At 61.9% G+C, this 12,000-nt stretch carries 12 protein-coding genes; 5 read left to right on the forward strand and 7 right to left on the reverse strand.

The window, feature by feature from the left end; all coding sequences use genetic code 11:
* Window positions 1–170 precede the first annotated feature (170 nt).
* Both EI293_RS18780 and radC read right to left on the reverse strand, forming a co-directional pair.
* On the reverse strand, window positions 171–785 hold the full coding sequence (locus tag EI293_RS18780; protein ID WP_125440084.1) for a DUF1684 domain-containing protein: 615 nt from the start codon (window positions 783–785) through the stop codon (window positions 171–173).
* Between the two features lie 41 nt (window positions 786–826).
* Window positions 827–1,588 (reverse strand): RadC family protein, encoded by a 762-nt coding sequence (gene radC / locus EI293_RS18785; RefSeq protein ID WP_125440085.1) that lies wholly within the window; start codon window positions 1,586–1,588, stop codon window positions 827–829.
* 113 nt (window positions 1,589–1,701) lie between these two features.
* On the opposite strand from radC, the gene EI293_RS18790 reads away from it, so the two are divergent.
* The 5 genes from EI293_RS18790 to EI293_RS18810 all read left to right on the forward strand — a co-directional run bounded on the left by EI293_RS18790 (window position 1,702) and on the right by EI293_RS18810 (window position 6,056).
* Complete coding sequence (locus EI293_RS18790; RefSeq protein ID WP_125440086.1) at window positions 1,702–2,949, forward strand: metallophosphoesterase; 1,248 nt, start codon at window positions 1,702–1,704, stop codon at window positions 2,947–2,949.
* 162 nt (window positions 2,950–3,111) lie between these two features.
* On the forward strand, window positions 3,112–3,747 hold the full coding sequence (locus tag EI293_RS18795) for a hypothetical protein (RefSeq protein ID WP_125440087.1): 636 nt from the start codon (window positions 3,112–3,114) through the stop codon (window positions 3,745–3,747).
* Between the two features lie 176 nt (window positions 3,748–3,923).
* Entirely contained in the window at window positions 3,924–4,604 is a 681-nt protein-coding gene (locus EI293_RS18800; protein WP_125440088.1) for a carboxypeptidase-like regulatory domain-containing protein, read from the forward strand.
* 108 nt (window positions 4,605–4,712) lie between these two features.
* Entirely contained in the window at window positions 4,713–5,627 is a 915-nt protein-coding gene (uvsE, locus tag EI293_RS18805) for a UV DNA damage repair endonuclease UvsE (protein WP_125440089.1), read from the forward strand.
* Window positions 5,628–5,708: 81 nt separating this feature from the next.
* On the forward strand, window positions 5,709–6,056 hold the full coding sequence (locus EI293_RS18810; RefSeq protein ID WP_125440090.1) for a hypothetical protein: 348 nt from the start codon (window positions 5,709–5,711) through the stop codon (window positions 6,054–6,056).
* Window positions 6,057–6,130: 74 nt separating this feature from the next.
* On the opposite strand, the gene EI293_RS18815 is transcribed toward EI293_RS18810, so the two are convergent.
* The 5 genes from EI293_RS18815 to kdpC all read right to left on the reverse strand — a co-directional run bounded on the left by EI293_RS18815 (window position 6,131) and on the right by kdpC (window position 11,842).
* Complete coding sequence (locus tag EI293_RS18815) at window positions 6,131–6,541, reverse strand: hypothetical protein (RefSeq protein ID WP_125440091.1); 411 nt, start codon at window positions 6,539–6,541, stop codon at window positions 6,131–6,133.
* Between the two features lie 150 nt (window positions 6,542–6,691).
* Complete coding sequence (locus EI293_RS18820; protein ID WP_125440092.1) at window positions 6,692–8,479, reverse strand: HAMP domain-containing sensor histidine kinase; 1,788 nt, start codon at window positions 8,477–8,479, stop codon at window positions 6,692–6,694.
* A gap of 166 nt (window positions 8,480–8,645) precedes the next feature.
* Complete coding sequence (locus tag EI293_RS18825) at window positions 8,646–9,812, reverse strand: sensor protein KdpD (RefSeq protein ID WP_125440093.1); 1,167 nt, start codon at window positions 9,810–9,812, stop codon at window positions 8,646–8,648.
* 178 nt (window positions 9,813–9,990) lie between these two features.
* The gene (locus EI293_RS18830) at window positions 9,991–11,091 is read right to left on the reverse strand and encodes a porin (protein ID WP_125440094.1); all 1,101 of its coding nucleotides are present in this window, start codon (window positions 11,089–11,091) and stop codon (window positions 9,991–9,993) included.
* 190 nt (window positions 11,092–11,281) lie between these two features.
* Entirely contained in the window at window positions 11,282–11,842 is a 561-nt protein-coding gene (kdpC, locus tag EI293_RS18835; protein WP_125440095.1) for a potassium-transporting ATPase subunit KdpC, read from the reverse strand.
* Window positions 11,843–12,000: the final 158 nt, after the last annotated feature.

Raw genomic sequence — 12,000 nt, forward strand, 5'->3', positions numbered from 1 at the left:
ATGACAAAGGTACGGATTCGGGCGGGCGGCAAAAACCAGGCGGAAACCGCCTGGTTTTTGGCTTACGTTTCGTCGGCGCTGTCATTCCGAGCGGAGCGAGAAATCAGGTACCGGTTGGTCAACCCAGATTCCTCGCTCCGCTCGGAATGATAGCCTTTGGCCGAAAGCCCTTATTTGTAGGCTTTCTCGCCGGCCTTGATTTCCACGGTCAGGCGGTTATCGGCGGGGGGCACGGGGCAGGCGAAGCCATCGGCGTAGGCGCAGTAGGGGTTGTAGGCTTCGTTGAAGTCGAGCACTACTTCGGTGTCATCGGCGGCGGGCAGGGGGGCGTCAAGGTAACGGCCGCCGCCGTACGTGGCGAAGCCGTTGGTGCGGTCGGTGAAGGGCACGAACAGGGTGGTATCCTTGCCGTCGGCCTTCAGAAACAGGGTGAGCTTATACTCCTGCTTGTTCAGGATAAAGCTGGCCCGGCCCCAGCGCAGGTACTTGTCGGCCTTGCCATCGGTGAGGGGCATTTCCACCGTATCGCGCTGGGCCAGCTGCTCCAGCTGGGCCTCGAAGCGGTAACCGGTATCCGGAGCGTAGTATTTCAGGCTGTCGAAGGTCTGGCGCTGCTCAGAGCTCAACGGCGAATCCTCAGCCCGGCGGAAGCCCGTATTTTTGGCTTCCCGGGCTTTGCGCAGCCGGGCGGCGTACTGGCCGTCGTTGAACAGGATATCCTGGGCGAAGTAGCCGAACACCAGCAGCAGACCGAGGGCAATGAACAGTTTGGGATTTAAGCGCATGGCGCAAAAGTAATGCGCAGCTTCTGCTTCGTACGACGATACTACAGCATGCCCTCATCGGCAAAGCTGTAATAGCCGTTGTCGGTGTAGATGAGGTGGTCCAGAATGGGTAAATCTAGGAACTGGCCGGCATCTTTGAGCTTGCGGGTCAGGGCAATATCGGCGGCCGAGGGGTTCTTGTTGCCGCTGGGATGATTATGCACCAGAATCACGCTGCTGGCCAGCTGCTCCAATGCTTCCTTAAAGATGAGTTTGGGGTCGGCGACGGTGCCGGCCACCCCGCCCCGGCTGATGCTCACGGTGCGCATCACCACGTTGGCCCGGTTCAGCAACACCACCCAGAACTCCTCGTGGGGCAAATCCTGGAGGTGGGGCCGCACCACGCGGTAAATGTCGCGGGAGCAGGTGATGGTGGCGCGGGCGGGCGCATCGGCCTCCTTGCGGCGGCGGCCCAGCTCCAGGGCCGCCATAATGGTAATGGCTTTGGCCTCCCCGATGCCCTTTTGGCGCATCAGCTCTTTCAGGGAGAAGCGGGCCAGGGCGTTGAGGTCGTTCTGGGCGGCGTTGAGCACAAGCTTGGCCACATCCACGGCCGAAAGCTTCGTGGTGCCCGAGCCCAGTAGAATGGCCAGCAGCTCGGCATCCGATAAGGCGGCGCGGCCTTTTTGCATCAGTTTTTCGCGGGGTCGGTCTTCCTCGGCCCAGCTCTTGATGCCGAAAGCAGGCGGGGTTGCGTATGGGACACTGGTCGTTTCGGAGGGCGGTAATGGCACATTTTCCGTCAGATTGTCAAACTCTTGCATAAGGCATCGTTGTTGTTAGCTCCGGAATGTAAAGCAAAAACCCCGCAACCCCGTCTTTCTCCGTAGCAACCGGCCCCGAACTACTTTACGGCCTGCCGGTTTGTACCTTTTCTATGCGCAATCCGTCGTTTCTCGTGTTCTTTTTTGCCCTGGTTGCCGCCGCCGAGTGGTATGGCTATCAGGCGTTTCGTACTGCTTTTGCTTCCTCCGAGCCCGGGAGCCGCCGCTTGGTGGCGGGGCTATACTGGGGCGTGTCGGTGTTGGTTTGGGTCTTGGGCATCTGGGCCATGCGCAACCGCCAGGAGCATCCGTCCTTTAAATCCTACCTGGGTGGGGTTCTGCTGGCCGTGCTGGCCGCCAAAATCGTTATTCTGATTCCGCTTCTGCTGGAAGACCTCACCCGGCTGGCCCGCTGGGCTTTCCAGAGCGGCACCCGAACTGCCGGCACGCCCAGCGGCGCGGGTATTTCGCGCAGTGAGTTCCTGAGCAAGGCGGCCCTGGTGCTGGGGGCCATTCCGTTCGTGTCGCTGCTGTGGGGCATGGCCAAGGGCGGCACCGACTACACGGTGCGCCGTGTGACGCTGCGCTTCCCCAACCTGCCGGCCTCCTTCGACGGGTTCAAGCTGCTCCAGATTTCCGATTTGCACACGGGTTCCTTCCACTCCAAGGAGCCGTTGCAGCGGGCCGTGCAGCTCATCAACGAGCAGCAAGCCGACCAGATTTTCATGACCGGCGACCTGGTGAATAACTACGCCACCGAAGTGGAGGAGCACATTGACACACTGGCCGGCATCCAGTCGAAGCTGCCCATCTACTCCATCCTAGGCAACCACGACTACGGCGACTACGTGCCGGAATTTAAAGAAGACCGTTCTTTGTGGAACGCCAACTTGGCCCGCCTGAAGCAGAACCACGCCAAAATTGGCTGGGAACTGCTGCTGGATGAGGCCCGCACCGTGGAGCGCAACGGCGAGAAGATTGTCATTCTGGGCGTACAGAACTGGGGGGCGCGCATGGGCTTCCCCAAGTACGGCCAGCTGGCCAAAGCCCACGCCGCCGCCGATGCCAACGCCCCGTTCAAAATCCTGCTCAGCCACGACCCCTCCCACTGGGAAGGCGAGGTGCAGCAGTACGAGGACATCGACCTGATGCTGGCGGGCCACACCCATGGTATGCAGTTCGGCGTGAACCTGTCGTGGCTGAAGTGGAGCCCAGTGCAGTACGCCTATAAGCAGTGGGCCGGGTTGTACCAGCGCGGCAAGCAGTATCTGTACGTAAATGCCGGCCTGGGCTTTATCGGCTACCACGGCCGGGTGGGCTTCCTGCCCGAAATAACGGTGTTTGAGTTGCGTCGGGGCTAAGTGGCAGCCATTTCCAATGTACCAGCAAGCCGCTCCAAACCGTTGGAGCGGCTTTTTGTTCGCGGACCGGTAACCGCCGCTGCTTCAGCACCGTATAGCGCCCATTGGTTTTTCCCACCCCCTCTTCTCTCCCTCTATTTTCTCTCAACTTCTCTCAACGCCATGAAAAAGACCTTGTTAATCCTTTCGGCTGCGGCTGCGTTTATGACGGCCTCGTGTTCGGAGAACAAAACCGCCGAAACCACTACGATGGCCGACGGCACGACCACGACGACCACCACTACCACGCAAACGGCCTATACGCCCGAAGCTATTGAGCGCCGCGCCGACCGCATGGCGGCCGATATGGCCGCCAAAATGAAGTTTGACGACGCTACCCGCACCAAAATCCGGACGGTATACGTGACGCGCGGCCAGCGCATTGCTGAGCTGCAGAACAAGTACGCTACCGACACGATGGGCATGGCCGCCGCCATGAAAGGCGTGTACACCGACACCGACACGGAGATGAAAACCATCTTCACCGACCCTACGCAGTACTCGGCCTACGAGTCGAGCCGCATGGACTACATGGATGACCGCTACATGGAGGATGACTCGAACATGGCCACGTCTGACATGAGCAGCACCGATGCTTCCGCTTCCGCCGCCGACATGGGTGATGGTTCGAAGGTGAAGGTAAAAGCCGATGGCGACGTGAAAATCAAAGACGCTGAGGGTAATAAAATGAAGATGGACGGTGACGATGGCACCGTGAAAATGAAGCCCGAAGAAGGCGACAAATCCGTTATTAAGTAGGTAGCCGCGCTGGCTGAATTTGGTTCGGCCGCGAATTTGCTTACTGCTCAAGAGCCCGCACCTGCAACGGTGCGGGCTCTTTTTGTCTCCTTCCGCCGTGGCTGCGTCGATAATGCCGGGGGCCTGATCGGTTTTAATTGGCTTTCTCCGGCCGTGGTGCGTTAGTTTGCTGTCTGATGATGCGTTTTCGTTTGCCTATTGATTTGTTACGAGCCGGGTGGCTGCTAGTGTTGCTGCTGCTGGCCGGAGCCGCCACGGCCCAAATGCGGGTGACCGGCAGCGTGTCGGATGCCAGTAACCGCCGGCCCATTCCGGGCGCTTCCGTGATTGTGCAACGCACCCGGCTGGGCACTACTGCCACCGCCGAGGGCGACTTCAGCATTACGGCCAACAACACCGATACCCTCATTTTCCGGGCCGTGGGCTTCAAGGCGCAACGGCTGCCCTTGGGCGGCACCGGCCTGTCCCAGCTCATTGTGCAGATCAAGCTGGTGCAGGACACCGTGCAGCTGGGCGAGGTGCGCATCACGGAAGGCCGCCCCGACCGGGCCGTTATCAACCGGGCCCTGCGCAACATCAAGCGGCCCAGCACCGCCCCTACCAGCGCCGTGAAGCGTCCGCCCGCCCCCAAACCCCTGTTCCCCGTCGATTCGGCCGCACCCAAGGCCCCGGTGCCCACGCTGGCCAGCCCCGTGAGCCTGCTGTATGAGCAATTCTCCCGCGAGGGCAAGCAGCGCCGCAAAATGGAGGAAATCAACAAGGAAGACGCCGCCGCCAAAGCCGCCGAGCTGGACCGCCAGAACCGCCGCCGCTACAACAAAAACTTCAAGGACAACCGCGGCTACGAGGTGGAATAGCGGTGAGTTGGTGATTTAGTGAGTCGGTGAGTTTGCTGTTCGATTTGCGCTGCCGGTACCTGCAAACTCACCGACTCACCAATTCACTAAATCACCGTATACCGGGGTATGAAGATTGGATACCCCTGCGTTAACGAGTCGCTGGACTGCACGACTACCAGCACATTTCGGCTGGCTTCTTACGCTGATGAGCGGGTAGAAACGGCCGTGGGCAATAACCTGCGCTGCCTGCTGCGCATTCTGGCCTGGAACGTGGAGCGGCAGCTGCTATTTTTCCGCATTGGCTCGGGCGTGGTACCATTCGGCTCCCACCCCATCAATACCTTTCCCTGGCAGACGCGCTTTGCGGCCGAGTTCCGGCAGATAGGCGACTTCGTGAAAGCCCACGACATGCGCATCTCCTTCCACCCCGACCAGTTTGTGGTGCTGAACTCGCCCGATGCGGGTATTGTGGAGCGCAGCGTGCAGGAACTGGTGTACCAGGGCTCGATGCTGGATTTGATGGGCCTCGATAGCACCCACAAGCTGCAGATTCATGTGGGCGGCTTATATGGTGACCGGGAGCTGGCCATCAGCCGCTTTATTGCCACCTACGAGCGGCTGCCCGAGGCCGTGCGGGCCCGCCTCGTCATTGAAAACGACGACCGGCTGTTCAGCCTTCAGGACTGCCTGCGCGTGCATGATGCGGTAGGCATTCCCATCCTGTTCGACAACTTCCACCACGAATGCCTGAACCACGGCGAGCCGATGGCCGAAGCCCTGCGCCTGGCCGCCGCCACCTGGCACCCCACCCGCGACGGCGTGATGATGATGGACTACAGCTCCCAGGCCCACGGCGAGCGGAAAGGCAAGCACACCAGCAGCATGGAAGAAGACCTGTTCCGGGCGTTTTTACACGAATTGGGCGACCTGGACGTGGATATCATGTTGGAAATAAAAGACAAGGAAGCCAGCGCCGGCCGGGCCTGCGGCATCCTGCGCGACGTGGGCCGGCTGGCTGCCGCGTTGCCCGCAGCGCAGTAGCGTTCAACTTCTGCCGCTTCCCTGCCGTACAGCCTTTCAAGAAGCCACACGGGCTATTTTCACTTCACTCCTCCCCTTCCGATGATATTCTCTGATCTGCTCAACGCCACCAACCACTCCCTCAGCAACGGCCTCACCGGCATTCCCCTCACCGCCGCCATGGACAACACCGAAACCTGGCAGCAGCACCTGCTGCAAAGCGGGGAACCGGCTATGCAGGATATCGGCCGCGAATTGGGCAACCTGCAATCCTTACTCAGCGCCGGCGACGCAGGCCTCAACGCCCAGGCAATTGGTCGTTCCCTGAGCATGCTGGGCGCTCAAACTGCCGAGATAGTACGCACGGCCCCCGAGGAAGTCCGCAGCGGGCTGTCGGGGCTATCGGATACGCTGCTGAAAGCCGGCGGGCAGCTGGAGCAAGCCCGCTAATTGCTTTTTACAAACGAACAGCGCCGCCCCACTTCACGTGGGGCGGCGCTGTTCGTTTGTGGCTTTGTGGCTGCTTAGGGACGAGTGGTTCCCATCGGAGTGGTCGTGCCGGCTGGGGTGGTGCTCATGGGCGTGGCAGTGCCCGGTACCGTTCTGGTGCGGCGGCTGTTGATGGTGGTACGGCTGGGTGCCGTAGCGGGAGCCGTGGTGGGCAGCGAGGTCCGACGAACTTCCCCCGGCGTTACTATCGGGGCGGTCATTGGCCGTTGGTCGATGGTACCAGGTACGGTTTGCGTGGGATTGGACATGGTGGGCGTCCGTTGATCGAGGGTGCCAGGATTGGTGGCAGGATTAGCCGGGTTCTGGGGCTGCACGGTGGTCTGGTTCATGCTGCCGGCCCGCTGGGGCTGACTGGGCGAAATCTGAGCAGAAGCAGCGGTGGCGGCCAGAAGCAGGCCAGCGGTTACAAACAAGGTATTTTTCATGGCGTGAGTACGTTAGGAAGGATTTGCGGCGGTCAACGGAACGCCGTCCTGCCCAGGGTATACGCTCAGCATCAGTCCACTGCCAGAAAGCCCATAATCTTGTTTCGGCCCTATTCTATATAGTAAAATGGCAGACCGCCGCGCAACCAGCTACCCCGCCACCGGCAGCGTGAAGCGGAAGGTGCTGCCGCTGCCCAACTCACTCTCCACCCACAGCTGCCCGCCCTGGCTGCCGATAAACTCGCGGGCAATGCTCAGGCCCAGGCCCGAGCCGCCGCGGTAGCCGGTTTTATCGGGAATCTGGACGAAGCGCTGGAAGATTTTTTCCTGGTACTGGGGCGCAATACCGGGGCCGTCGTCCTGCACCAGCACTTCCACCTGCTGCCCGCCCGCCGCCAGCGCCGCCCGAATGTGCAGCTGCCCCTGCTCGGGCGAGTAGCGGATGCCGTTGGCCAGCAGGTTCAGCAGCACCCAGGTAGTTTTCTCGATGTCGGCGCGCACGGCGGGCAGCTCGGTGGGCACCTGGATGTCGAGGGTGAGCTGCTTGGGCTGGAGCTGGAGCTGGATGGTATCGGCGGCAAACTGCACGATGTCGCGCACCTGGGTGGGCTGGAAGTTGAGCTGAATGTTGCCCGATTCCAGCCGCGACACGTCGATCAGCTCGCCCACCAGCTTCAGCAGCCGCTGGTTTTCCTGCTTGATGGTGGCCAGAATCTGCTGCTGCTCCTCGTTCACGGAGCCCACTTTGCCGTTCTGCAGCAGCTTGAGGCTGAAGTTAATACTGGACAGCGGCGTCTTCAGCTCGTGCGACACCGTAGCCAGGAAGTTCGACTTGGCCTGGTCCAGCTTCTTGTACTCCGATACGTTGTGCAGCGTGAGAATGGAGCCCACAAACTCCATCTTGTCCAAGGCCTCGTTGAAGCTGATGACGTCGTTCACGGCCACGCGGTAGTACACTTCCTCGCCGTTCTGGGCCAGCGTGAGCACCGGGGCGGCCTCCTGGGGGCGCTGGGCGGCGGGCGTATCCAGGTGCCGCAGCAGCTCCCGGAACAGGTCGTTGTGGCGGGCCACTTCGTCGGCGGGGCGGCCCAGCAGGTCGGCGGCAGGCAGGGCCAGCAGGTTGGCGGCCACGGGATTCACCAGCAGTACCCGGCGGTTTTCGTCAATCAGCAGCAGGCCCTCATCCAGGTTGTTGACGATGCTGGCGGCGCGGTTGCGCTCTGCCATCAGCTGGGCCAGCGTGGAGGTACGGTAGTCCTGCAGCTGCACCAGCATGCGGTTGAAGGCCCGCGCCACGGTACCAAACTCGTCGTGGCTTTCCACCGGAATGGAAGCCGAATAATCCTGATTGGTGGCGTTTTCGATGCTGGCCGTGAGCTTGCGCAGGCCGCTAACAGCCGCCTCGGGCACGCTCAGCACAAACAGCAAGGAGGTCAGCAAGGCGAAGGTGAGTAGGGCCAGCACGTAGCGCTGCTGCTGGGTGGCGGTGCGGTTGGCGGCTTCGTTTTTGCGGGTGAGGGCCCGGGTGTTCAAGTCAATCATGCGGTACGTGAGCCGCCGGAACTCCTGCATATTGGCTTGCCAGATCTGCGGCGAAGTCGTGTCAGAAGCCAGATACCGGTTCAGGCCGCCTACTCTATCAAACAAAGAGTCTACCACCTGCTGCTCGCCGGGCTCCGTAATGTTGCCCGCTTCCCGCGCCAGCAGCTGCTCGAAGCGTTGCTGGGCAGCCGCATCCAAAGGCGTTTCGCGCAGCTGTAACTGATCCAGTGCCCGCAGCATCTGTTGGCCCAGCTCTACGGAGTAGAAGTTGTCCTGCAGCACGTTGCGCGCCGTGCGGTCAAGCCGGTTGAGCGAGTACAGCGTGAAGGCACTCACGCCCAGCAGCAGCAACAGCATGGTGACGAAGGCCAGGGTGATTTTGGTTTTGAGGTTCATGGGCGGGCATTATCAGGGCTAGCATCTAGCTCCTTGGAAAGGAGGGGCTGGGGGTGGTTGATTTTTTAGAGCTAAAACTAGAAACTAGATTATGTGCTGACGATTATCAACCACCCCCAACCCCTCCTTTCCAAGGAGGGGAGCTAGTTGCTAGCTTCGCGCTACATCAATAACTCACCAAAAACACGTCCACGTCCAGCGGCGAGCGGGCTACGGCGCGGATGAGGCGGCGCGTGACGCCGGGGCGCAGTAGGCGCTGCCACCAGCTTTTCTCACTGGTCACGCCGCAAATCAGCAGTGTGACGCCTTTTTCCTGGGCGATGCGCAGGATTTCGGGCACCACGTCGGGGGCTTTTACGCGCAGGATCTGGCCGCCCAGCTCGGTGGTGAGCTGGAGGTTGCGCAGCAAATGGCGCTGGGTAGCCAGGTTGATCTGGTCGGCGGCTTCGCGGGGCGTCTGCACGTAGAGCACGGCCCAGGAAGCGGCCGAGAGGCGGTCGGCGAGGCGGGAGGTTTTGCGGATGATTTCCCGGGCGGCCGGGGCGTTGGCGTTGATGCAGGCCAGCAGCCGGTCCTGGTTGCGGCGCTCGGGGGCTACGGGCGCGGCCCCACCGCCGTCGGTTTCCAGCTGGCGGCTGATGAGGTTGGCGGTTTCGCGCACGGCCAACTGGCGCAGCTGGAGCAGGTTTTCGGCCTGAAAGAAGTTCTGCAAAGCCGTGGGCACCTTGGCCGCGTCGTAGATTTTGCCTTCTTCTAGGCGGCCGCGCAGCTCGCCCACGGTCAGGTCCACGTTCACCACTTCGTCGGCCAGCTTGAGCACTTGGTCGGGTACGCGCTCCGTCACGTCGGTGCCGGTGATGCGCTGCACTTGGTCGTGGAGGCTTTCCAAGTGCTGAATATTGACGGCCGTGAGCACCGAAATACCGGCCCGCACCAGCTGCTCCACGTCCTGCCAGCGTTTCTCGTTCTCGGAGCCGGGTACGTTGGTGTGGGCCAGCTCATCCACGACCACCACCGAGGGCCGGCGCTGCAGAATGCCCTGCACGTCCATTTCCTCCAGCATCCGGCCCTTGTAGAAGATGTGCTTGCGCGGCACCGTGGGCAGGTCGCGCAGTTGGGCCACGGTGCCGGGGCGGCCGTGGGTTTCCACGTAGCCCAACACCACATCCACGCCGTGGGCGCGCAGCTCGTGGGCTTCCTGCAGCAGGCGGTAGGTTTTGCCCACGCCAGCAGCCAGCCCCAAGTACACCTTCAAACGGCCGCGCCGCCGCTGCTGCACCAGCTGCAGAAACCGCTCGGCGGACTGGTCACGCTGTTGGTCATCGTCGTTCATAGTGGTTGCCTTACGGTTGCCTCACCCCCTAGCCCCCTCTCCAGGGGGAGAGGGGGGACTAATTCTAGCTTTTTAGTTTTCGTTTCTTCGCCAAGTACACTTTCCGAACTAGCTCTAGAGTATAAAGGCTAGTTTCCCCTCTCTGCAGGAGAGGGGGCTAGGGGGTGAGGCAACCGCTCTAAAACGCCAGTGCGATGCTGCTGGTGAGGTTGCCGTAGTTGCGGGTGGGGTTGCCGTTGCGGTCGGTGAGGAAAGGCTGGCGGCCGTGGAAAGTGCGGCCTTCTACCCGCACCGTCACGTTGCTGGTGGGCGCGTAGTCGAGGTTGAGCGAGGCGGCCTGCACCTTGAAATCGGTGGCGGCGGCTACCGGCGAAATGGTGCTGATGAGGACGCCCCGGTCGGCGTTGTAGTACTCGGCGCGGGCGGCGGCGGTCCACTTATCGGCCAGCTTGTAGCGCACGAAGACCGCGCCGGTGTGCCAGGTATCGGCCTCGCTGCCGCGCTGCTCGCTTTCCTGCTTGCCCACGTCGAACACCAAAGCCAGGCTGAGGCGGTCGGTGGCGGCGTAGCTCACGTAGAAATCGTGGAAGTAGCGGCGGCGGCGCACCGAGTCCTGGGGCTGCTCGTTACCGTAGAATGTGCTGCTGTTGATGAGTAGCTTGTCGGTGGGTTTCCACTGAATTTGAGTGCCTACGGCCTTGGCCTGGTTGTTTTCCCGGATGTTCTGCCAGCCGTTGAGCACCAGCCCGGTCAGCGTCAGCTTAGGGCTCACCTCGTAGGTTAGCCGCGCCCCGGCCTCGTAGTAGGGCGAGTTTTCGGCCATCAGGGAGCGGGTCAGCGTCCAGTTGTCCTTGCTCAAGGCCGACTCAAACCCGATGTGCGAGCCGAAAATCCCCACGTCGAGCCAGGCTTTTTTGAAGGGTCGGAAACCCGCGTAGGCTTCGTAGAGGAGCTTGAGCACTTGGTCCTCGGCCGCGTAGTTGGCCGATACGTAGGTGCCCGCGTGCAGCCCTAGCGCGCCCCGCACCTGGCCGTTGTCGTAGCGCAGGCCGATAACGGCGTTGTTCACCGTAAACTCGTTCTGGCGGTTGTGCGAGTACAGGAAGCCGGGCCGCTGGTTGGTGGCCGCGTGCTTGAAATCATAGCCGTAGTAGCCATCCACGAACCCGTAGGTGGTCAGCGGATTGGCCGGCGCAGCAACGGAATCCGAGGAAGTTTGAGCGGAAGCCGCCGAGGCCGTGAGCAGCGCGGCGGCGGTAAGCAGAAGCAGTGGTTTCATGGGGAGACGCGCCCGTTGCGGGCGCGCAGGAGGGTGAGAAGGAAGGGCGAAAGTAGGAATAGATGATGCAGGTGGCGCGGGCGTCCCAGGGTTGAAACCCTGGGCTACTCAGCGGTTTGGCTGAGGGGTTGACCAACTCCGTAACCTGGGACGCCCGCGCCAGTTGAGCCGTTCAACGATGAGCCACCGGCTAGCGGTTCTGCAGGGCGTCGAGGGTAACGTTCAGGCGCAGCACGTTCACCCGGTCGGGGCCAAACAGGCTGTGCTGAGTTTGCTGGGCTACCAGGATTTGCACCTTGGTGGCCTCAAGGTTGCGCGCCCGGGCCACGCGGGCTACCTGCACGGCGGCGGCGGCGGGCGAGAGATGCGGGTCGAGGCCGGAGCCGGAGGCGGTGAGAAGCTCGGCCGGCACCTGGGACTTGGTTACGCCGGGGTTCTGCACCAGAAACGTATCTAGGCGGGCCTGCACGGTGGCCAGGTACTCGGGGTTGCTGGGGCCTTTGTTGGAGCCGGCCGAGCCGGCAGCGTTGTAGTCCACGGCCGAGGGGCGGCCCTGGAAGTACTCGGGCCGGGTGAAGTTCTGGCCCACGTTGTCGTAGCCTACCACGCGGCCCCGGTGGCTGATGGTTTCGCCCTGCCCGCCGGACGGGGCCAGCTGCGCGCCGGCCCACACGAGGGCAGGGTAAATCAGACAGCACACCAGCAGCAATACAAGGGTCAGGCGGAACGCGGGAAGCAGGTTTTGTTTCATGGAAAAGGGAGCTAAAAAGCTAATACTAGAGCTAGGGAGTGTTTACAGTTAGGGACGATCTTTGAGCATGAATAAGGACCGCAGTATGTTGACGGACGCGCAGTGGTCGCGGCTTTCGCCGTTGCTCCCGGGGCAGGAACGCTCGCCGGGCACCACCG

Source organism: Hymenobacter perfusus (assembly GCF_003944765.1).
Taxonomy (GTDB): domain Bacteria; phylum Bacteroidota; class Bacteroidia; order Cytophagales; family Hymenobacteraceae; genus Hymenobacter; species Hymenobacter perfusus.